21 protein-coding genes and 1 tRNA gene are annotated in these 19551 nt (G+C 62.7%); 8 read left to right on the top strand and 14 right to left on the bottom strand.

The window, feature by feature from the left end; genetic code table 11:
- Positions 1 to 86 precede the first annotated feature (86 nt).
- The 5 genes from QQL28_RS12865 (at position 87) to QQL28_RS12845 (ending at position 4985) form a co-directional block, all read left to right on the top strand.
- Positions 87 to 176, top strand: a tRNA-Ser gene (locus tag QQL28_RS12865).
- A 359-nt stretch (positions 177 to 535) separates the two neighbouring features.
- A complete protein-coding gene (locus tag QQL28_RS12860) occupies positions 536 to 1807 on the top strand; it encodes a tyrosine-type recombinase/integrase (protein ID WP_284265523.1) in 1272 nt (423 codons plus the stop codon).
- A 237-nt stretch (positions 1808 to 2044) separates the two neighbouring features.
- Complete coding sequence (locus tag QQL28_RS12855; RefSeq protein WP_284265521.1) at positions 2045 to 2251, top strand: hypothetical protein; 207 nt, start codon at positions 2045 to 2047, stop codon at positions 2249 to 2251.
- A gap of 157 nt (positions 2252 to 2408) precedes the next feature.
- Positions 2409 to 3146 (top strand): bifunctional DNA primase/polymerase, encoded by a 738-nt coding sequence (locus tag QQL28_RS12850; protein WP_284265519.1) that lies wholly within the window; start codon positions 2409 to 2411, stop codon positions 3144 to 3146.
- Positions 3147 to 3149: 3 nt separating this feature from the next.
- Positions 3150 to 4985 (top strand): hypothetical protein, encoded by a 1836-nt coding sequence (locus QQL28_RS12845; RefSeq protein WP_284265517.1) that lies wholly within the window; start codon positions 3150 to 3152, stop codon positions 4983 to 4985.
- A 116-nt stretch (positions 4986 to 5101) separates the two neighbouring features.
- Here the strand turns inward: QQL28_RS12845 and QQL28_RS12840 are convergent, their stop codons facing one another.
- The 13 genes from QQL28_RS12840 to QQL28_RS12780 all read right to left on the bottom strand — a co-directional run bounded on the left by QQL28_RS12840 (position 5102) and on the right by QQL28_RS12780 (position 15721).
- Entirely contained in the window at positions 5102 to 5470 is a 369-nt protein-coding gene (locus QQL28_RS12840; protein WP_284265510.1) for a hypothetical protein, read from the bottom strand.
- A 657-nt stretch (positions 5471 to 6127) separates the two neighbouring features.
- Positions 6128 to 6619 (bottom strand): hypothetical protein, encoded by a 492-nt coding sequence (locus QQL28_RS12835; RefSeq protein WP_284265508.1) that lies wholly within the window; start codon positions 6617 to 6619, stop codon positions 6128 to 6130.
- A gap of 44 nt (positions 6620 to 6663) precedes the next feature.
- Entirely contained in the window at positions 6664 to 7059 is a 396-nt protein-coding gene (locus tag QQL28_RS12830) for a PIN domain-containing protein (RefSeq protein WP_284265602.1), read from the bottom strand.
- 135 nt (positions 7060 to 7194) lie between these two features.
- Positions 7195 to 7389 carry a hypothetical protein gene (locus tag QQL28_RS12825; RefSeq protein ID WP_284265506.1) on the bottom strand — a complete coding sequence of 65 codons (195 nt, stop codon included), beginning with the start codon at positions 7387 to 7389 and terminating at the stop codon, positions 7195 to 7197.
- 315 nt (positions 7390 to 7704) lie between these two features.
- Positions 7705 to 7902 carry a hypothetical protein gene (locus tag QQL28_RS12820; protein WP_284265504.1) on the bottom strand — a complete coding sequence of 66 codons (198 nt, stop codon included), beginning with the start codon at positions 7900 to 7902 and terminating at the stop codon, positions 7705 to 7707.
- Positions 7903 to 8527: 625 nt separating this feature from the next.
- Positions 8528 to 8932 (bottom strand): hypothetical protein, encoded by a 405-nt coding sequence (locus QQL28_RS12815; protein ID WP_284265502.1) that lies wholly within the window; start codon positions 8930 to 8932, stop codon positions 8528 to 8530.
- Positions 8932 to 10158 carry a phage major capsid protein gene (locus QQL28_RS12810; RefSeq protein WP_284265500.1) on the bottom strand — a complete coding sequence of 409 codons (1227 nt, stop codon included), beginning with the start codon at positions 10156 to 10158 and terminating at the stop codon, positions 8932 to 8934. Before QQL28_RS12810 ends, QQL28_RS12815 begins: the two co-directional genes overlap by 1 nt.
- Positions 10159 to 10587: 429 nt before the next feature.
- Complete coding sequence (locus tag QQL28_RS12805; protein WP_284265498.1) at positions 10588 to 10887, bottom strand: hypothetical protein; 300 nt, start codon at positions 10885 to 10887, stop codon at positions 10588 to 10590.
- 286 nt (positions 10888 to 11173) lie between these two features.
- The gene (locus tag QQL28_RS12800) at positions 11174 to 11353 is read right to left on the bottom strand and encodes a hypothetical protein (protein WP_284265496.1); all 180 of its coding nucleotides are present in this window, start codon (positions 11351 to 11353) and stop codon (positions 11174 to 11176) included.
- Between the two features lie 130 nt (positions 11354 to 11483).
- Positions 11484 to 12119 carry a recombinase family protein gene (locus tag QQL28_RS12795; protein WP_284265494.1) on the bottom strand — a complete coding sequence of 212 codons (636 nt, stop codon included), beginning with the start codon at positions 12117 to 12119 and terminating at the stop codon, positions 11484 to 11486.
- An 86-nt stretch (positions 12120 to 12205) separates the two neighbouring features.
- The gene (locus tag QQL28_RS12790; protein WP_284265492.1) at positions 12206 to 12631 is read right to left on the bottom strand and encodes a hypothetical protein; all 426 of its coding nucleotides are present in this window, start codon (positions 12629 to 12631) and stop codon (positions 12206 to 12208) included.
- A complete protein-coding gene (locus QQL28_RS12785) occupies positions 12628 to 13191 on the bottom strand; it encodes a hypothetical protein (RefSeq protein WP_284265490.1) in 564 nt (187 codons plus the stop codon). The genes QQL28_RS12790 and QQL28_RS12785 overlap by 4 nt, the downstream gene beginning before the upstream one ends.
- 808 nt (positions 13192 to 13999) lie before the next feature.
- Positions 14000 to 15721 carry a caspase family protein gene (locus QQL28_RS12780; RefSeq protein WP_284265488.1) on the bottom strand — a complete coding sequence of 574 codons (1722 nt, stop codon included), beginning with the start codon at positions 15719 to 15721 and terminating at the stop codon, positions 14000 to 14002.
- A gap of 456 nt (positions 15722 to 16177) precedes the next feature.
- Here QQL28_RS12780 and QQL28_RS12775 point away from each other — a divergent pair, with 456 nt between their 5' ends.
- On the top strand, positions 16178 to 16984 hold the full coding sequence (locus QQL28_RS12775; protein ID WP_284265486.1) for a methyltransferase family protein: 807 nt from the start codon (positions 16178 to 16180) through the stop codon (positions 16982 to 16984).
- A gap of 773 nt (positions 16985 to 17757) precedes the next feature.
- On the opposite strand, the gene QQL28_RS12770 is transcribed toward QQL28_RS12775, so the two are convergent.
- A complete protein-coding gene (locus QQL28_RS12770; protein ID WP_284265484.1) occupies positions 17758 to 18240 on the bottom strand; it encodes a hypothetical protein in 483 nt (160 codons plus the stop codon).
- A gap of 254 nt (positions 18241 to 18494) precedes the next feature.
- Between QQL28_RS12770 and QQL28_RS12765 the strand changes: the two genes are divergently transcribed.
- Positions 18495 to 18878, top strand: coding sequence for a hypothetical protein (locus QQL28_RS12765; RefSeq protein WP_284265481.1), 384 nt, complete (start codon positions 18495 to 18497; stop codon positions 18876 to 18878).
- A gap of 186 nt (positions 18879 to 19064) precedes the next feature.
- Positions 19065 to 19550, top strand: coding sequence for a TRAP transporter small permease subunit (locus tag QQL28_RS12760; protein ID WP_284265479.1), 486 nt, complete (start codon positions 19065 to 19067; stop codon positions 19548 to 19550).
- The last annotated feature ends 1 nt before the right edge of the window (position 19551 follow it).

The following is a 19551-nucleotide window of genomic DNA, read 5'->3' as shown; positions in this document are numbered from 1 at the left end:
AAAATACAATGGCTTAAGGAAATTTCAGCTGATCGGCTCGCAGTCCCTTGCAAAATCAGCGGCGCCCCTTCAAGAGAAGGCGCTCCGGAGAGATGGCCGAGTGGCTTAAGGCGCACGCTTGGAAAGCGTGTGTGCGGGAAACCGTACCGTGGGTTCGAATCCCACTCTCTCCGCCAGTACCCTGCACCGAGCAGAACCCACCAGAACTTATCTGAACGGAATAGCCCCAATATTCTCGGGGCTTAACCCGCTTTTCCTGCATCACGATGCACTGACCTGCACCAGTAGGAAATCCCGCCGAAATGTACAGTAAAGTGGACAGTGAGACCAATCGTGCCTATATCTTGGCAGCCGAACTAAAACCACCCTCCGAGGGGTTAGCTCCAACTACGTGAGCCGCTGGGTAAAACAGGGGGGGGTCACAGGGGGGTACGGGAAAAACCCCTTATGCGGCAAATGCTTACCCCGCTTTGGGCACAGGGGGTGGGCACAGGGGGGGGAGCCCCAGAACACCACCGCCGAAAGGCAGGAGAACATGGCGCGCGGCATTCACAAGCTGACGGAAACGAAGATCGCGAAGCTGATCAAGCCGGGCCGCTACGCGGACGGCGGCGGGCTCTATCTGCAGGTCGAACGCGGCGGCTCCAAGAACTGGATTTACCGCAGCACGCAGGCTGGCCGCGACACCATCACCGGGCTCGGCAGCCTGCGCGACATCGGCCTCGACGAGGTCCGCGACAACGCCAAGCGCATGCGCGGCCTGATCAAGAGCGGCGGCCGCTCTCCGCAGGCCGCCAAGGCCGCCAAGGCTGCGATCTCAGCGATCAATTTCCGCGAGGCCGCCCGCGCCTATGCCGCCGATCACAAGAGCAGCTGGCATAACCCGGTGCACCGCAATCAGTGGTTCAAGCACATGCTCGGCGAGGACGAGAACGGCGAGCTGGTGGGGCCGGAGCACGACTACTGCAGGCACCTCCACCCGCGCGACGTCCGCGACATCGGCCTCGACGAGGTCAAGGCGGTGCTGCTGCCGATCTGGAGCGCCAAGCCGGAAACCGCCCGCCGCATTCGGGGGCGCATCGAGAAGGTGCTCGGCTGGGCAACCACGCATGGCTACCGCGCGGGCGACAATCCGGCGCGCTGGGCGGGCTTCCTCGAAAACGTCCTGCCGTCGCAGTCCGGCCGCAAGGTCAATCACCACAGGACGCTGCCCTACACGGCGATGCCTGACCTGATGGCGAGGCTGAAGCAACAGGACGGCGTCGCGCCCAAGGCGCTGCGCTTCACCATCCTCACCGTGGTGCGGACCTCGTCGATACGCGGCGTCGACGACCGCGACGACACCCCGCCGCTCGACTGGAGCCACATCGATCTGCCGGCAAAATTGTGGACCGTCCCGCGCGTCAAGAACAACGACATCGAATTCGTCATCCCGCTCTCCGACGCGGCGCTCGATATCCTCCGCGAGATGCACCGCCTGACCGGCGGCAAGGGCCTCGTGTTTCCCGGCGACTTGAAGGGCGAGCCGCTCTCCAACAACGCCATGCTCGCGGTGCTCAAGCGCATGAAGGTCGCCGCTACCAGCCACGGCCTCGCGAGAGCCGGATTCGAGACGTGGGCCGACGAGTGCTCGACAGCCGACGACCAGATCATCAATGCCGTCATGTCGCACGGCAAGCAGCGCGGCAAGTTGAAGGCGGCCTATTCGCGGGGCCAGCTGCTACAGAAGCGGCGCGCCTTGATGCAGGATTGGGCCGACTATCTCACCGCTGCACAGGGGCGCAGGCTGACCGTGATTGCGGCATAAATAGCAGCTACGACGCACTGTCGTGTGGCGCGGCTGCAATAGCGCCAACGGCTTGCCGCCGCTGCGGTTCTCCTGCGCGATGGCCGCTTGCAAGCCCGACGACATCGTGCCTGCAAGCCCAACGCAAGCCGATGCAAGCCGATGTAAGCCGATTTTGACTTGAAACGGCGGTGTGCTGGATCATCGGTGCGCATCGAGTCAACCTGCTGCCGGTGAATGCAGTTGGGAGACCGGACCATGCAGAAGGGCAAGGCCAAATCCATCGCGCTTGATCGCGACCTGCCGTTGCTCGTCGATTACGAACGGGCGCGTCGCGAACTGGGCAATGTGAGCGAGCGCCACATCCACAATCTCGTGCAGCGCGGACTTCTGATCCGCAAAAAGGTCGGCCGCCGCTCGACCATCACCCGCGAGAGCCTCGAACAGTTCGCCGCAACCAAGTGAAATCCGAGGTCGCCAACGCCCATGCGGAGCCAACGACCCCGGACCAGTACGACAGACCATGTGTGAAGCGGTTGCAGCCGCTGCGCGCAGCATAACCTTTGCCGGTGTTGGCTTCAAGCAAGTGGGCGCTGACGGCCTCTCTTGAAAGGAGGAGCCAATGTCTCCGCTCGCAGCGGCGCTGCAGCTGGCCGCCGCCGACATTCCCTGCTTCCCGGTGGCGCGCTCGAAATGCCCGACCACGCCGCACGGCTTCCGAGACGCCAGCACCGATCCGGATGCGCTGTCCGATCTGTGGGGGCGCTACGGCGGGCCGCTGGTCGGCATCCGGACCGGCGCGTCAAGCGGACTGGACGTCCTCGACCTCGACCAGAAACCGGCCGCGCGGGCGTGGTGGACCGAGCATCGCGAGCGCATCCCCACGACACGCGTGCATCGCTCGCGTAGCGGCGGCCTGCATCTGGTCTTTCGGCATGCACCAAGCTTGCGCTGCTCGACTTCGCGGATCGCCATCGGCGTCGACGTCAAGGCCGACGACGGCTGCATCATCTGGTGGCCCGCCGCCGGCCTCCCGGTGTTGTGCGACGCGCCCCTCGCGCCTTGGCCCGACTGGCTTGAGGCGCTGGCGCAGCCTGCGGCGCCGCCTAGCTCGCGGCCTGTCGCCGTCGTCGCTGATGGCAAGCTGATCCGGGGAATTCTTGGCGTTGTCGCGCGCGCGAACGAGGGCGAGCGCAATCGGTCACTGTATTGGGCGGCCTGTCGCCTCGCCGAGAGCACGCTGGGGCGCACCGAGGCCGACGCGTTGCTGATCAATGTCGCCCTGCAAATCGGTCTGCCGGTCACCGAGGCGCGCGCCACGATCGCCAGCGCCTACCTCAGCCGCACGCGCGGAGGGTAGACGATGCCGAGGAAGAAAGCCGCGCCCAGCCTCAAGCTGGTGCAATCCGCAAAGCCCGACCTGTGCGTTCATTCGGACTATGCCGAGGTGTCCAAGTCCGCGCTCGCCCATCTCGCCGAGCATGCCGACGACGTCTTTCGCTTCGGCGACAGGCTCGCCTTCGTCAAGCGTGGCGACGACGGCGCCCCGCGCATCCACACCGCCGGCCTGCAGGATATTCGCCTGATCGTGGCCGACCACATGCAGCCGTTCAGGATCACCAAGGAGGGACGCAAGGAAATCGCGCTGCAGGAGGACGTCGCCAAGCTGATGCTCGCGGCCAAAACCGACATCGCCGCCTTCCGTCCGCTCGTCGGTGTGACCACCGCGCCGCTGCTGCGCGAGGACGGCACGATTCACCTGGCCGACGGCTACGACGAAGAGTCGCAGCTGTTTTGCGACTACACCCAGCTGCCGCCGCTCACTGTCCCGGAACGCCCCTCCCGCGAGGAGGCCGAGGCCTCGCTGCTGGCGATGCGGAAAATCTTCGCCGAGACGCCGTTCGCCGACCGGACGGTTGATCGCGAGAATCCGGAAGCGACCGATTTTGAACTGCCTCCCGGGCAGGATGAGAGTGCATTCCACAACGTGATGATGCTCGGCATCGCTCGCGCCTCGCTGCCGGCCGCGCCCGGCCACGTCGCCCGGGGCGCTTCCGGACAGAGCGGTGCCGGCAAGTCCACCATCACACGCGCCGTGGCCTTCACCGCCTTCGGCTGTCAGCCGACAGACACCGCGTTCGCGTCGGACATGGTCGAATTCGACAAGCAGCTCACCGCCACGCTGCGCCGGGCGCCGCTCGCTGTGCACTTCGACAACGGCAACGACGTGACGCTGCGTTCCAACCTGCTCAACATGGCCATGACGTCAGGTCACGCGCAGAGCCGCGTGCTCGGCAGTTCGGACAATATCGATCTGATGACGCGCGCGCTGCTGCTGTTCAACGGCAACGCGATCGACATCAGCGCCGACGACATCCGCCGGCTTCCGCTGATCTCCGATCTTGACGCCCGCACCGAAGACCCCGAGGCCCGCGTCACCTCGACCGACGATTTTCTGGAGCGGGTGATCAAGCCAAGGCGCGGCGAATTGCTGGGGCACTATCTCACGATCTGGCGGTGGGGCCGGCACAACGAAAGCGCCATCGCCCAAGGCCGGTCTTTGAAAAGTTACGAGACCTTCTGCCGCTGGATTCGTGATCCGCTGCTCGCGCTGGGCTGCAAGGACCCGGCGCTGCGCATTGAAGAGTTGAAGCGCACCGATCCGGAGCGCGACGCAAAAATCACGATCTTCCGCGAGTGGTGGCGTGCATCGCAAAGGGCCGGGGACGGCCTGCAGACTGTGCCGGTGACGGTGCACGGCCTCGACGCTGGGGTCTGCACCATCATCGATCCGAACTACGGGGCCAACAAGCGCCGCAAGGTGGCCCATGATCTCGCGCGGTGGCGCGGCGTGCGCGTCGGCGGGTTCGTGCTCGAAAGCAACGCCACGACCAAGGGCAAACACTCGGCGACGAAGTACTGGCTGACGCGGCAGGAGCCGTTGCCGATGGAGCACGAGAACCCGGCGCCGAAGTGCGACGACGCACGTTATGAGCGGGCCGAGCCCGAGCCGGAGTTTCCGGAGGTCAAGGAGCCACCGCGCGGTGCAGGCTATTTCCAGATCATCGGGCCGGAGCCGGACCATCCCTGCGAGCAATGCGGTGCGCGCGGCGACGTCTACCTGATCCGCGATCCGTTCCGGGGCGTCGCCAGCCACGCCCTGCACGAGGTCTGCGCGGCGAAGTTCTATGACCGATGATCATGGATGAAGGAGAGCGCGCTGCGACCTAGCCAAGGTAGCTCTTGCCGTCCGCGCCGTTGACGCGACCAAGGTGTCAACCCTTTGACACCTGCCTTCCTGTGCGCAGACGTTCTTCAGCGTTCGCTGTTGAGCAGTGAGCGCGCCAACGTCGCGACAGGGGGCGGGCCGATTGCGCTCTTGATCGTCGCACACAGCGTCAGGCTGTAGTGCGGCGGCAGGCCCTCGCGCACCGCGTGCTCGACCAGCCTTCGATGCTCTCCGCTAAGCCGCGATCTCTCCGCGTCGAAGGTCTCGGTGGCGTGCTGCCTGTAGGTCTGAAGCAGCGTCTCCCATTCCTCCTCGGTGATACCCGGATAACGCGCCTTCACCGTCCCCATCATCGCGTCGGTCAGCATCTCTTGGCTGCGCACGCCGTCGCGGAGGTTCGCCTCCAGCGTTGCCGTCATCAACCGCATGCATCGCTGCAGGTCCTGTTTAAGCATCGCAGGGTCCTCCGGGGACAAAAGCCCCGAGCGGCTCGCATCAACCGCCCGGGGCCTCTGGCGCAGCCTTCCGAGGGAAGCACTCCTCTCAAGCGCGCTCGCCCTTAAGCCTAGCTCCGGCGCCGGCAGCGCGCAAAAAAATTGTGAGCGCCGGTGGAATGCACCTGTTTCGGTGTGCGCACCCGAAACGGTACACGCCGGTGTCGCGACATCAGCGACTTGCGCGCAGGCGCGGCGTGATCGTACCCGATCCGGTACAGCAACGAATGGATGCACGCGCGCTCGTCATCGCGCGGTGAACGAGCAGGCGCGTTGACACTCTGCACAGCGCCGCGCATGATGTGGCCGTGAACCGCGACGGGGTTTCCCGCACCGCCAGAGCCAAATAGCGGCAGAGCCAAGCGCCAGCGCCAGTAAAGCCCTCGGGCTAAGAGGCCAGAGCCAAGCAGAGCCCAAACGGCCAGCGAAAGCCGGGCCGGTTCCACACGAGGCAAGGCAACGCAACGCGAGGCAACGCAACGCATAGCCTCAAAAAATCCGGACGCGGATTTTTGAACGGCAAGGGCTTAAGGGCTCTTGCCGTTCTTTTTGTTGACGGTTGCCCCGTCACAACCGACGATTTCCGCCCGGCTTCTCGAACGGCGGGCGGACCAAACCTCAGCCCTTGTTGAGCAGGACGACTGCGACCACGCCTCCGCCCAAGATCACAATGCCTAGGACGCCCCAGGCATCCTTGATCTCCTCGTCGTCGCTTGGCTCGAAAAGGGCACGGATCAGGACGAGCGCGATGGCAATCGAACCTGCGGTCTTGGTGAGGTCGGATAGCGTCAAACTTGCGAACGGCTTGTGTGAAATGTCTTCCGGCCAATAGGCATAGAGGATCAGGAACAGCACTGCGTAGGTGACGAGCCGCCCGAAAACACCCATTGGTCGCAGCCATCGCCGCCGCCGCGCGTCGTGCTCGGCTATCGCTTTTGCGCGACGTTCGATCTCCTCCAGCGCGTTCTCCGGCGACAGCTCCGGTTCGGCCAGCGGCACTGGCGGAGGTTTGACGAGAAGCGGGCTCGGCCGCGCCGGCCGGCGCATCCCAATGACGAACAGAACCACTATCCCCAATGCGATCAGCGCGACGCCCAAGACCTCCAACACCGTTGCCCCCTCAAATCAGCAACGCCCACGCAACGAGCGCCGTGCTACTGACCACCGAAAAGATCAGGCGTCTTTGGAGGCGGCTCCTCTAGGTCCTCAAGCCGATAGACCTGAAAGCCTTCGGCCTTGCCAAGCCGGATGACGTCGCTGTCCTCCGAATAAATGCGCTCAGCTCCCTCGACCTTCGCGATGGCAATGATCTGCCGGTCGAACTTCACCTTTGCCCAGCCCGCAGAGCCTTCCCTCTTGTCGCCTGCTTGGATCGCCTCGCGGTGACGGGCTGCTGCCTCGACAGCCGCGCGTGAGCCAAACGGGGCAATTTTGAAGCGTGCCGATTTGTTCAGAATGTCGAGATAGGATGGCGCTGCGTCGCCCGCGCCGATGAGCACTTCGCTCAATGCGGGGGTAGGCACAACGATGTCGTCCTTTCGCTTGTCCAGCGTTTCGATCAGATAAGCGAGCCGCGCATCGACATTGCCGACGCCCTTAACACTGTTAGGTGTAATTATGATGCCCCTATCATCAATTTTTTCCTGCCGCCGCCCCCTCTCGGGACCCCGACTCTGTTCACAAAGTCAACCAACGCGGCGCCAATGGCGATCCTCGCGTATGGCGTTGAACTCCGCACACTGCATCTGGCTTTCGAGAAGGCTGAGGCGCAATTTGGCGCGTGCGTCGTCAATCTGGTCCCTCAGCGAGTTGGCCTCGCGCCGCAAGGTGCGATTTTCTAGAATGGCCAATTGGGCCCGTGCGAGCAGGGGGTCGAGCATCGGCCAATGTTGGAGCGGTCGCAACTCGGTTCGCCATCACACATGTTAATCAGTCTGGATTTTAGCTTCCGCTGTATCGAAACCTCGTCGTCCGGGCCAAACCTCAGGCACGGGCGTAGCCAACAATTCGCGCGACTTCGACACCGCACGTTGGGAGCGCGCGAGCAATTCTTTGGTTAGCAAATCGCCCGCCTCAAGTCGGTGCATCATTGAGCGGTATCGCACAAACGCCGCAACGTAAGTTTCATCAGGGACAAACCTCATTTGCGCCTCATGGGTGGGGACCAGCGTGTAGCTGTCGCGCGTTGGGTTTTGTTACTCGGGTGGTTTCAAACCCGGCGATGTCAGCCACTCATTCATATGAGAGGCTGTTTCGGCGTGTCGGGCTTTGCGGATGAGTTCTTCGCGTAGAGCGCCGGGCGGAAGCATCTTGGCTTCTTCGCGTAGGCGCTTCGCTTCTTCGGCAAGGCGGGCTTCAAGGGTAAGGGTCTGTTTGAAACGGCGACGCTGCATGACACAACCTCGGGCTTACGGGTCCTAATCCGTAGGGTTCAGCACTTCCGATCTTAATATGCAGAAGGCCAGCTAACAGTTCCTTTTGGAGCAAAAAATGCCGGAGCGCCGGGGTTATGAGACAATACTCGTTGGGCCCAACCCAACGTTTTGGCCGACAAGGGGCGACGGGCTCCTTTTGCAAACAGACCAGAAACCTCCGTCATAATGATGTGTTAAACCTTCTTGGGGCCGCACAATGGAGTCGGCCATGCGGAACCGCATCGATATCGATCGCAAGCACAGCTATGCGATCCTTCGAGAGATCGGCGAAAGACTTCGCGGGGCTCTCAGGGAAGAGCCAGACCTCCCGGCGAGCTTTGGAAGGCAAATCGACCGGCTCCGTGAATTGGAACGTGGGTCGCCTAGACCGGGCCGCCCCAGAACTTCGTCAAACCCAAAAGAACAATAGAGGCAGTATTAGAAGAGATCATCCTAGAGGAGCGGCAGCAGCGCCTCGATGGCGTTTGCATCGCAGTCGTCTGGAGTCCGAGTTGGGTCACAAGGCGAAGAACTCAGCGTGAGCAAATCGCGTCCGCTACGCCCCCATTAAGCGGACCTCAGTGAGGGGGCGCCACAAACGACCTCAGCGCCGCCGCCACCGGCCTTGCCTGCGCTGCCAGACATAGAAGCGGACGTCGAGCGGATACGGATCGTCGCGCGGGAAGATGACGTAGAGCGTGCTGCCGGCACCCCGGCGCAGCGCGTGGCATTCCCGGTAACAGCCCGGCGCGTGGCCAGCGGCGACCGCGCGCGTCTCGCGCGGCGCGTCCTCGTCGGCGAGGAAGTAGCCGCGTGACGCCTCTCGCGGGAGCGGGTCCGTCATGCAGTGGGTGAGACGGTGGCCGTAGAACGGCCCGGGCCTGCCGCCGTCGCCGTGGGTGTGACCGCGCATCCCGCAAAAGGGACAGCGCGGAATGACGAGCAGATGGCCCTTGCGCCTGACGCTGATTACGGGCGGCGCGTCGGAGACGGGGGCGAGCGCCGTCATCACCTGACCCGCAGCAGCCGCAGCGCATCCGGGCAGATGATGCCGCCGCCGAGCCGGGCGAACAGCTTGTAGAGGATGCAGAAGCCGGCAGAATATTGGTCCGGCAGAATCGTCAGCGCGCGGCGATTGATCAGCATGTAGGCCTCGCGGAAATTGCCGAACGCAAGCGGCGTCGCGCCGGGGGCGACGTCGGGCCAGAATTCAGAGACCACGATCGGATGGCCGAGCAGTGTGAAGCGCGGTGCGGCCTGCAGGTCCTGCTGGACGATCGGGCGGCCCGCTGCGTCGCTCATGGAGAACAGCAGTCCGAGCGTGCGCTGGTTCGCCACCCACGTCGCGCCGGCATGGTAGGCGATCGGCACCTGAAACATCAGCATAACGAGGTCCTGCCACGTGAAGGTGCCGGCTGGCGTGTCGACGCCGGTATCGCAGATTGGGATGCCGGCCATCGGATTGAGGATGCCGATCGGCATGCCGTTGCCCGAGCCTGACGCAATCGCGCGCGAGGCGATCTTGCGGACACCGGCCTGCGCCTTGCGACTGATCCAGCTTTCGATGTCGATCGCGGCGTCGTCGAGGAATGAGCGCGTGGCGCAGATCAGGCCGCGCAGCTCCTCGGGCCTCAGCTCCAGCTGCCCGAGCCCCTTCGCGGCATCGGCCCCGGTGCCATTGGCCGCGCACTCGGCCTCGCAGGCCCAGCCGAACAGGTCCTCGAAATCCGCATTGTCGATCAAGAACTGGATCGAGGCGCCGCTGATCGTGAGGTTGTCGACGATGCCGGCGAGGTCGCCGGGGTCGGTGAGGCACGAGAGGATGCGGTCGCTGATCTGCGGCGGCACCAGCACGCCGAACTGGCCGAGCGCGAATTCGCTCAGCGCCTTGCGCTCCGGATCGAGCATGCGCTGGAAATCGCCGAAGCGGAGGAAGCTCCGAAACGCCTTGCGCGCGGCAATGGCCTGCTCGATCTCTTGGCCACCGAATTCGGGCGGCAGCGGCGAGGCCCCGACCTTCAGGACGTGGCGCGCGGTCAGGTAGTCGGTGGCGTGCTTGCGCTCAAGGGCGAGATCGGCGGCATCGAGCGCGCCGGGGCGGCTGATGCGCCTGATGATGTCGTTGACGCTTGTCTCAAGCGCGGCGAACTTCTTGGCGCTCGGCGCGTCCTTGAGACTTTCGCGCGCAGCCTTGATCTCTGCGAGCAGGTCCTGAATGCCGGATTGGTCGGTCATGGCGAGCGGCTTTCCACCGCCTCGCATGACGTTGGAGGCGGGATACGCTCGCGGGTCGCTCGGGTTATATACCCGAAACGGTCAGGCGGAAAAGCGGAAGCGGTACACGCGCGCGGGTGCGCGACACAGACGCCGAGCACGTCCAATTTTCATTGCTGCAATTTAACTGGCCGATCCTCTCGGGCTGGGGCAACACCGGACCGCGCTGAGGGCCACCCGCGAGAGTTTGCCTCCATCAAGCTATGCCAGATATCGAGATTACCGAGGAGTGTCGGGCCCTGATCGCGAGCGCGATCGAATCCCCGACCGGGCGGCGCTTGCCCAACGGCAACTGGCAGACCGAGATCGACGCGGCAACGTCGAAGTGGCTGCAGAGGTTGCAGCTGGACGGCGAGTCAGTATCGGATTGCATCATTCGCTTAGTGATCATCAGCCTCCACAAGCGTGGCTTGCAATAAAAGCGCGCACTCTCTCCTTGCGCTCGGCCGCGCCGGTCTCGCGGCGCTCGATCAGGCGGGCGGCGGCAGGGCCGCTGATCGGTTTTGCGTCATTTGGCGCAGCCGCCGTTTGGGGAGCGTTGATAGGATTCAGGTTTCTCTCTGCAGGTGCGTCATTTGACGCAGTGTCTCGATCCACGGTGCGGCTGCCGACCCCCAGCACCTTCGCCACCTGCCGGTTCGACGCCTTGGGCTGCAGCTCCTTGATGCGCATCGCCAGACGCTCGCGCACCGGCATACACCGCCAGCTTTAGCCTATCCGCTTAATTGCACTTCAGCGGGCTGCAGAAGGCCGCTGAGAGGGATTTGCCTCGGGCGCTGTTGAGGGAGCGGGTGGTGGGTTCAACGCGCGGGCGGCACGGCGCGGCGCGGGATGGCGGCGTTGCCGGGCGATGGAGCAGTGGTGGTTCGGAGGGGCCCGGCATGTCCGCACCTGACCGAGCCCCTCGTCCCCCTGCCGGATGGACCGGCACAACAGGCTTACACTGGAGGGTGTGGTGCGACAATGTGTCGGAGGTTCAGCCTGCAGGCTTCTTGGCGGCCAGCTCGCGCTCGACCTCGTCCGCGAGCGTCGCGAGATGCTTGGCAAGGCGGGTGAACAGCTCGCGCTTGCTCTTGTCGGTCGCAAGGTTCGCGATCAGCTCGCATTCGGCGGCGTCGCGGCGCAGCTTTTCGAGATGACGCTCATAGTCCTGCATCGCAGCATCCCCTAGCCAGTGCAGTTTACAACACGCGGAGGTGTGGGTGAAGGTCGGGGAATTGACTGGAGAGGGGGTACCTCCAGCCCGGGCGAAAAAATTTCACGCCGAGAATCCGAATCCCCCGGCATCATCGCAGGCCGAGGCGCTGACGGACGCGCGAGACCTGTATCGCATGCCATGGCTTGCCTGTCGCGGTCCTGATGCCGCGACTGTTCAGCTCGTCGGCGGCCGCCTGCATCGAGAGGTGACGCGTCGACGTGATCGCGGGCCGCACAGCTTCAGCGCGGGCCGTGGCGGCTTCCTGCTTGGCCTTGGCGATGCGTCGATAGTTGCCGAGCTTCCTGCCCTTGGCCTTGGCGGCGGCGAGCGCGGCCTTGGTCCGGGCGGAGATCGCATCGCGCTCGTGCTCGGCGACTGCAGCGAGGATGTGGATTGTGAACTTCGTGGCGGTCGGGTTGTCGCAGCAGACGAAGTCGACCTTGCGGTTCATGAGCGTGGCGATGAACGCGAGATTGCGCGACAGCCTGTCGAGCTTCGCGATGACCAGCTTCGCCTTATGCTTCCTGCAGGCGGCGAGCGCCCTCTCCAGCTCGGGCCTGTCGTTGCGCTTGCCGCTCTCGACCTCGGTGAACTCGCCGACCAGCTCCCACTTGCCGCCGTCGAGATAGTCGCGCACGGCCTTGCGCTGGGCATCGAGGCCGAGGCCCGACTTGCCCTGCTTGTCGGTCGAGACCCGATAGTAGGCGATGAAACGGCCGCGCATGACGGTTCCTATAACACTTCAGACGTTCATGAGATATGTTATGGACGGCCGGCGGCAAGGACCGGCGCGGGGAAAATTCTTCTCTGCTACTCGCCCTCGGGCTTCGGCAGCTTGCCGCGAATGCGATCGATGGCGGCGCGGACCCGTTCAGTCGAATTTTCAGCGGGCTGCACCTGACCCTCGATGACCTGCGGATCGGATCGCGGCTGCATCGAAAGCCCGAGCAGCACGCTGCGGCGCTCGATGATCTTGGTCACCAGCAACGCCGACTGCACGTCGCCGCCGCGTGCCTGGCTCTCGAACACCCGCTGCAATTCGTCGAGCCTTTCAAGCTCCAAAGCCAGTGTATGCACGCGCAATTTGTTTGTGATCGTCATGGCGGCGAAGCGATCAAGCACGTCGTTGACGTCAGCAATCGAGCAGCCGAACCGCTTGGCGATGTTGCGCACAGATTCGCCGCGCACGCGGGCCTGCACGATGTCCTCGCCATCGATGGTGATGATCTCGTTCATTTCGGCAGCATACCACGACGCCGGGCGCGGCGGTGGAGGTCGCGGTTCACGCCGCCGAGATGACCAATCAGCGCGTTCTCCTCGGCGATGATCTTCGCAACGAGGCGACGGACGCGAGTCGATCGCGAATTCATCGGCAGCGGCTCGAACGGGCGCGCGTCGACGCCAAGTCCGACGAGCTGTCGCCGCCAGCGCGCAATGCGGTGGACGCCGGGCGTTGAGCGATGCACGTGACGGCTGGCATAGTCGAGACCGCCTGCACAACAGGTCCGGCAGGCGATCTCGTCGAAATAGAGATGCCGACATCGGCGCTGGCATCGCGGACACAGGAACCACGGCCGCTTCAGTTCGTCCCACACGACGGCAATGCGGATGTCGCCGAGCAAAATGTCGGGCGCCTGTCTGGCGAGGCGGCGGCCCCCGTCACCCCACCTGACCTCCGTCACGACGCCGTCGGCCGCGAACGCGCCGGCACGGTGGAGCGCGAACGAGCAGAGCCGCGCCCGGTTCTCCACGAGACGATCGGGCGGGAAGTGCGTGGCATGTTGATCAGTGAGCAAGCCGAACGCGCCTGACATAGGTGTGAAACCAAAACGCAATCGGTGTTCGCGTCAACCGTACCAAACACCCGCGCGTGTGTACCTCCACGGCACAGGGGGCACAGGGGGTCACAGGGGAGGGCACAGGGGTCACTTATCCAGTTTGTTCTTCCTCGCAAAAAGACAAACACCCCCTGTGACCCCTATGCCTCTCCCATTCCTTTGGGAGCAAAACAGCAAAACGCCGCTCCAGAAGCGTACAGTAAAATGTACAGCGGCGCTCCCGAGCGCATACCCAAGTAATTGAAACTACGCTGACATCCGCCGTGGGTTCGGCGGGCACTCTCTCCGCCACGCCACCAAAATCATCTCGTAATTCGATCTGGAGACAGGCCAGAAATGCGGCCGCTTTCCTGCATTTTTATCGGCGGAGAACTCCCATCATCCATCCAACTGTGAGCTGGATATATCTGGAGAACCGAATTTTCTCCGAATCTTAGGACCCGCAAAATTGGTCTAGTACGGGATTCCCGCAAGACCAATGGCTTACTAGGGCGCCGGTTTGGATCTCTCTCGCTCAAGCGAGAGGGACGGAGGCGCAAAAACTTCGAAGGTCCTAGCAACTTGGACGCCGAGCGGTGGTGGTGAACTGCGGAACGACTCGGGCCTGTAAGAGCTGTTGTCACTGCCCGTCTGCAGGGCGCCGATCGGCGAGCTGCTTTTTGATAAGGATCGGGTTTTCCTAGCGAGTGAGCGTTTCGAGCTGATGCACGCACCCTCGGTGGGCGCTGGCGCGCATACCTCTTGAAGCAAGGTGAGCACAAGATCTTCAGGGCAAAAAGAACGGTATGAATGGCATTCCGCCGCCTTTCGGCTTGTCGCCCGCGCTGGCCTCGGCCTTGGGCGTTGCCGGAGCCTCCCTGCGCTCTTGCCTTGCGGACGGGCTGCGATCATACCTCGCGGACGGGGATTGACGCACCTTACGCTTCTCGCATTCATTGTCGTCATTGACAAAGTAACCTGGGGCGCAGGCAATCCTGACACAGCGATCGCCGTCGCGTTTGAAGCCGGATGCGCAAATCAACGGACAAACGCGCGCCGGCTTGAGCTTGATCGCATCAAGCACGTCGACGCTGGCGGCCTTGACATCGAACTTGGTGCCGGCGTGCTGGTTGAACAGCTCAAGCGAACGGCGTGACGCCGCATCCCACTCCCCATTGGCTGATCCAGTGAAGCAGCCGACGCGGCGCAACTCGGCCTGTACTAATTTTGCAACTTCGGCCTGCGGTGGCGGCGCTGGCGCTTCCGGAGCGGGCAATGCCGCGATTTTTGCATCCACTTTCGTCTCTCGCGGCCGGTCTGGCGAGACTGGTGCGACGTTTTTGGCGGCAGCGGCATCGGCTGCGGCACGCCTCTGCTCGGCCTGAGCGGCTTGCTCTTGTGCTGTTTCCTTGGCCTTCTCGGCGGCGACACGAGCATCTTCGGCTGCTCTCAGGTCCGAGGCCGCCTTGGCCAGCTGCAACTGTTGAGCGCCCTCATAGGCGAGCCGTGCCTGCTCCTGCTGGGCCAGACGCGCTTTTTCGGTCGCCGCGGCGCGCGTCTCTTCCGCAGCAATTTTGGCCAGCTGAAGCTTTGCCAGATTTGCGTAGTAGCCGTCTGGATACTGGGCGAGAAAAAAGTTGAATGCCTCCTTGTTGCCGATCTGCAGCGCGAGTTCATAATCGTGCCGCATCTCGGCCTGCGGAGGGGGCGCGGACGACGCACTCGGCGCGGCCTTGACCGGGACCAGCGGCACATCCTCGCCGCCGAGCGAGCCGTAGACGAACGGCTCCTGCCTGTTGCCGGTGCTTTTCAGCACATCGTCGCGCACGAAACCGAGGGCACGGCGCACGTCGAGACCTGGCGTCGTCAGACGCTGCGACAACGCGATCGTGAACGGGCTGTTGCTGCCGTCGCCGTCCTGTGCCGTGGAGCCGGCCTTCGCCGAATAGGCGACCAGCGTGTTGGGAATGCTTGGCTCGATCTGGGCGAGTCCTCTCCCGATGCCGCGCGAGGCCAGCGCGCGCTTCATGGACCTGGTGAAGGGATTGTCGCGGCAGGCGTCAAGGATCACAAGACGAAGCTGCTTTGCCGGATCGACTGCGACCAGGACGCGATCCAGCGAAAGAGTTTCATCGTATACGTCGGCGTCGCGCTCGAGCTTGGCGTCGACCGGAATCAAGTAATTCGCACCATCGACCTCGATGCCGTGCCCGGCGTAATAGACCACCGCGATATCGGCATCGCGCACCGCGTTGGCGAAGTCTCGCAAGGCGCGCCGCGTCTCCAGCGCCGGCAGGTCGTAACGGGAATCGACCACGTCAAAACCAGCATCCTGCAACATCTTCGCGATCAGCGCGCCGTCGTTGACGGGGTTCGGAAGTGGTGGCGCGTTCTGATACGCGGAATTGGCGATTACAAGCGCGACGCGCTTTCCGGCAAAGGCGGGTTGGGCGACCAGAACTAGCGCCAAGACAAGGAGCAACGGGCAAGATCTGAACAGGCTGCGCATGACGATGCCAACAACTGAAAGAATTCGCCGTCCAATCGCCACCTTAGCAGGAACTCGCGCGCAGTATTGTGAGCAAGGTCACGAGTCGCGACTGAGGTCACGAGTCGTGATCGAGATCACGACGCCCGCGCTTGTCCCGCCGCGGGAACTCAATCTATTAGTCGCACCAGCCCTGCAACGGTTCGCTCGCAAGGTTGCGCGCCGGGTTCCGGGCCGCCAAGACCGCCCTCTGCCGCCTGCGACATGAGGCCGCGGGCCTCCGGCGGGAGATGCGAAACGCATCGGACCAGCTGCCCTGAGGTTGGCTGGGCCAATTGATTTCCCCGGAGGCGTAGCGTCTAAAGCGCGATGAATTTGGTTGAATCGTCATCGCGCTTTAGCTCCTTGTTTGAGCACGATCTTTTCGGAAAACCGCTGCACACTTTTCCGGATCGTGCTCTAGTAAGACGAACCTCAATGAGCGAGGTCAGCACTGTGACTGACGTAAAGCTCGCCCAGGTGAACGCCCCAACGGGCGAGAACGGGATAGCCGATTGCGGTGTCAATCTTTGGCTGGATTGGACCTCAAGAGCAGCAATCGTCGTCATCTATGGCGGGTTTGCTCTCATCAGTGTCGCCAGCATTCCTCGCCTGCTTCCGTTGGACAGCATCCATGAGCTGCTATTGATCGCGGCTTGCGTTGCGAACGTCCTGGTCCTCACCCTGATAGCACTGACAACGATTACCCGGCTGGTCCCGATACGGAAGTCGAAGGGCATCGAGCCGCGCATCTCGGCATTGCTAGGCGCGTCCCTGAGCATAGCACTCGCTTTTCTTCCGAAGGCAGAACTGGGCCCTATTTGGTCGGCTCTGTCCACGACGTTGATCCTGGTGGGTGCCTCGCTTGCTTTCGTGGTGCTCCGCTGGTTGGGCAAATCCTTCAGCATTCTGGCGGAGGCAAGGCATTTGGTGACAGAAGGGCCTTATCGAATCGTCCGGCATCCGCTCTACCTCTGTGAGGGTGTTGCCTTGGTCGGTGTCACACTACAGGTGCTTTCACCGCTTGCCGTACTCATCGCCGTTGTGGTTGCGATCATTCAATGTCGGCGAATGATCAACGAAGAAGCCATTCTAAGGCTGGCGTTTCCTGAATATCACGCCTATGCCGCCAATACGCCTTTTCTGATCCCCGCAAGACTTGGGCGATTGGCCCATCAGGCTAGGCATAAGCTGTCGGCCAAGATTACTCGGTGGCGCCGGACCATGCCGACGGAGGACAGTTGACGCCATAACTCATACCCCGTCGCTGCTGCTCACCTTGTTTGGTGCGGGATGCCCTCGCTCACGAAAAATTCTCTCCACGTCGGCGGGGGCGGCGCAATGCTCCACGGCCGAGCGTAAGTTGATAGCCCTCGTCGGGAATTTCATGCCAATACATAGTCTCGACCACGTGCGAAGGTGACGCTAGCAGTGGCTGGCTCGTCCGTTGAATGAAGGAGCGCGCGTCCTTCACGAATGTCGTCGTCAGCACGGCACCGGCGCCGATCAGAAATCCACGTCGTGATTGCAGCATCAAAAATCCTCCGAGATGGCATGCGCATCTGGAGAACTAGCGACCTGCTGTTGCCCTCGCGGGTCATATCGTCGTGTAACCGTTGCCGGTATCCTTTAGACGGCGTCACAAACGCTGAACGCCCGTTAGACCATGAGCAGAACTTGAAGTGGCCTAATCGCGGTTTGCGAGTGTTCAAATTAGGACGGTACCAAGTGCGTCATCGGATAGCGTTATTCCGACTTTTTGCCGACAACCCATCTCACGATTGGCCAGCCCACAACGAAAGATGATGCGACGGTACCGATCATCCTTACGACGGCGTCACCCGCATCCTGATCGAAAAAATAGGGTCGTCGGTCATAGAAAATGAACACGAGGATGACGCTAAGCGCGCAGCAAAGGGCGATTAGCAATCGGGACACTTGCCCCTCTAGATGCGTGAGGCGATCGTTGAGTTTGTCGTGATCCACGGTCCTTCCTCCCCTTATCGCACGTTGCTTCCTCAGCCAACGGTCAAAACTATCCAGGATACGGATGCGGCAAAGAGTGCTTGCGAGCTGATGCCGAGCGGCCAACGAAGCCTCCGCTTCGTGTGGGTCCATCTATGCAAACGCTGTAGGGTCGTCAGAGGCTGCTTCGGAAGAACCCTGTGCACGACCCGCAGGGGGTCAGGCATCATGCCCGCGAGGGCGCCGAGCACGATCACTCCAATCGTTGCGGGTGTTGCGAAAAGCCAAGTTGCTATCAATAGACCCGCGCAAGCATCGAAGCCGATAAGGGCCAGATCGCGCAAAAACCTCGGATCTAACAGGCGGCGATTGTCGGCGCCCGGCTTTAGCCTGATCGCTCGAAGCGGATAATCCCAATGCGGAATCGCGTCGATCGCAAAGTGGCTTGCGAAGGCCGCAACCGCAACGAGGATTGGGTGCGACGGGAACAGGCTAGCGATGGCGCCGCCGACTACTGCGTGGGTGCTTAAGATCATATTCCCTCGTCTCGTTCCGCAACCTCGATCGGCCAAGAACATACCCGAGCCTACTGCTCCTTCGCGCGAGTGAACCAGGGAGTACCCCTAACGCGCCGCATTTCAGAAGAGCAAAGTGGTTCGGAAATAGGCAGCGCGAGCTTTTTTACTGGGACGACGCATCAAATTAGCCTTCGGCCCGGGAATCACTAGAAGGCGCGGCCCAATGGAGCTATCGTTAACGCCCATCCCCATCTAACCGGGAGGGCGAATTGATGCGCAAAGCAATCATCACGGCTGCGACGGCAATTGGCTTGGCTGCACCATCCTACGCCCAAGACCAACTCATCATCATTGGTGGCGCGCAACACCAGATGCCGAGTGCCGGATCAATCGCACAGCAGCGACTTTCCATCCAGCAGAGCCGTCCGAGCCGAGTGCCAAATAGTTGGTGGAGCAAAGACGCCGCACGGCACCAGCTACCCCAAAGCTCGTGGAACAGCGATGGCTATCAACCGCCGCAGAGCGCGTGGAATAACTATCAACCACCTACCAGCGCGTGGAGCAACAGCGGCTATCAACCGCCTGCGAGCGGTTCCACGAGTTGGTGGAACAGCAATGGCTATACACCACCCAAGAGCGGATGGAGCGGACAATGAACTCGGCAGCTACGACAAGCTGCAAGAGCCATAAGGCTCAACGACCCGATGACGTAGCCACCGCCTCCGCCGCCAGCATCGAAGCTGTTCAGCATCAGACCGATGTAGCAGTGATCTAGGCTTGAATTTTGGCTCTTGTCCCGCGTCAGGCGGCAGGCCACTCTGGTCGAGATATCGGGTGGCGCCATGACGATCTTCCTTCGCAGCCTCGATCGTGTGATCGGCGCCATCGTCGCCGCGGCCAAATGGCTGGCGCTACCGTTGATCATCCTGCTCTTCCTGCAATGGCCGCTGCGCGACTTCGTTCAGCGCTATTCGCGCGAGGCCAATGATCTCGGGCAGATCGCCTTCGCGCTGTTTGTCGCGGCCAGCGTCACTGCGGCGACGCGGGCGCGGACGCATCTTTCGGCCGATCTGCTTGCGCGGCACTATTCTCCGCGCACGCGGGCGATGCTGATACGGCTCGGCGCAGCGATCGGCCTCTTGCCCTGGGCGCTGTTCGTGCTGATCGCGGGCAATAGAAGCGTCTTCTCAAGCGTTCGACAGCTCGAGGCATTCCAGGACTCCGGCAACCCCGGCTACTTCCTGGTCAAGATCGCGCTCTTGCTGCTGGCGGTGCTCGTTCTCGGCCAGGCGCTTCTCGACATCTTCCGCCCGCGCGGGGGCGGGTGAC

Origin of the sequence: Bradyrhizobium iriomotense (genome assembly GCF_030160715.1) — a bacterium.
In the GTDB taxonomy this organism is placed as follows: Bacteria; Pseudomonadota; Alphaproteobacteria; order Rhizobiales; family Xanthobacteraceae; genus Bradyrhizobium; species Bradyrhizobium iriomotense.
Note: the sequence above shows the minus strand (reverse complement) of the source record. Positions and strands in the feature narration are given on the sequence as shown.

Excerpts from the sequence above, each read along its gene's own strand:
- QQL28_RS12800 (WP_284265496.1), bottom strand. The coding sequence starts at position 11,353 with ATGCAGGACTATGAGCGTCATCTCGAAAAGCTGCGCCGCGACGCCGCC.
- QQL28_RS12760 (WP_284265479.1), top strand. The coding sequence starts at position 19,065 with ATGACGATCTTCCTTCGCAGCCTCGATCGTGTGATCGGCGCCATCGTC.
- QQL28_RS12825 (WP_284265506.1), bottom strand. The coding sequence starts at position 7,389 with ATGCTCGACCCCCTGCTCGCACGGGCCCAATTGGCCATTCTAGAAAAT.
- QQL28_RS12855 (WP_284265521.1), top strand. The coding sequence starts at position 2,045 with ATGCAGAAGGGCAAGGCCAAATCCATCGCGCTTGATCGCGACCTGCCG.
- QQL28_RS12840 (WP_284265510.1), bottom strand. The coding sequence starts at position 5,470 with ATGCTTAAACAGGACCTGCAGCGATGCATGCGGTTGATGACGGCAACG.
- QQL28_RS12860 (WP_284265523.1), top strand. The coding sequence starts at position 536 with ATGGCGCGCGGCATTCACAAGCTGACGGAAACGAAGATCGCGAAGCTG.
- QQL28_RS12770 (WP_284265484.1), bottom strand. The coding sequence starts at position 18,240 with ATGATCTTAAGCACCCACGCAGTAGTCGGCGGCGCCATCGCTAGCCTG.
- QQL28_RS12815 (WP_284265502.1), bottom strand. The coding sequence starts at position 8,932 with ATGACGGCGCTCGCCCCCGTCTCCGACGCGCCGCCCGTAATCAGCGTC.
- QQL28_RS12780 (WP_284265488.1), bottom strand. The coding sequence starts at position 15,721 with ATGCGCAGCCTGTTCAGATCTTGCCCGTTGCTCCTTGTCTTGGCGCTA.
- QQL28_RS12850 (WP_284265519.1), top strand. The coding sequence starts at position 2,409 with ATGTCTCCGCTCGCAGCGGCGCTGCAGCTGGCCGCCGCCGACATTCCC.
- QQL28_RS12765 (WP_284265481.1), top strand. The coding sequence starts at position 18,495 with ATGCGCAAAGCAATCATCACGGCTGCGACGGCAATTGGCTTGGCTGCA.
- QQL28_RS12790 (WP_284265492.1), bottom strand. The coding sequence starts at position 12,631 with ATGAACGAGATCATCACCATCGATGGCGAGGACATCGTGCAGGCCCGC.
- QQL28_RS12810 (WP_284265500.1), bottom strand. The coding sequence starts at position 10,158 with ATGACCGACCAATCCGGCATTCAGGACCTGCTCGCAGAGATCAAGGCT.
- QQL28_RS12775 (WP_284265486.1), top strand. The coding sequence starts at position 16,178 with ATGAGCGAGGTCAGCACTGTGACTGACGTAAAGCTCGCCCAGGTGAAC.
- QQL28_RS12845 (WP_284265517.1), top strand. The coding sequence starts at position 3,150 with ATGCCGAGGAAGAAAGCCGCGCCCAGCCTCAAGCTGGTGCAATCCGCA.
- QQL28_RS12820 (WP_284265504.1), bottom strand. The coding sequence starts at position 7,902 with ATGCAGCGTCGCCGTTTCAAACAGACCCTTACCCTTGAAGCCCGCCTT.
- QQL28_RS12795 (WP_284265494.1), bottom strand. The coding sequence starts at position 12,119 with ATGCGCGGCCGTTTCATCGCCTACTATCGGGTCTCGACCGACAAGCAG.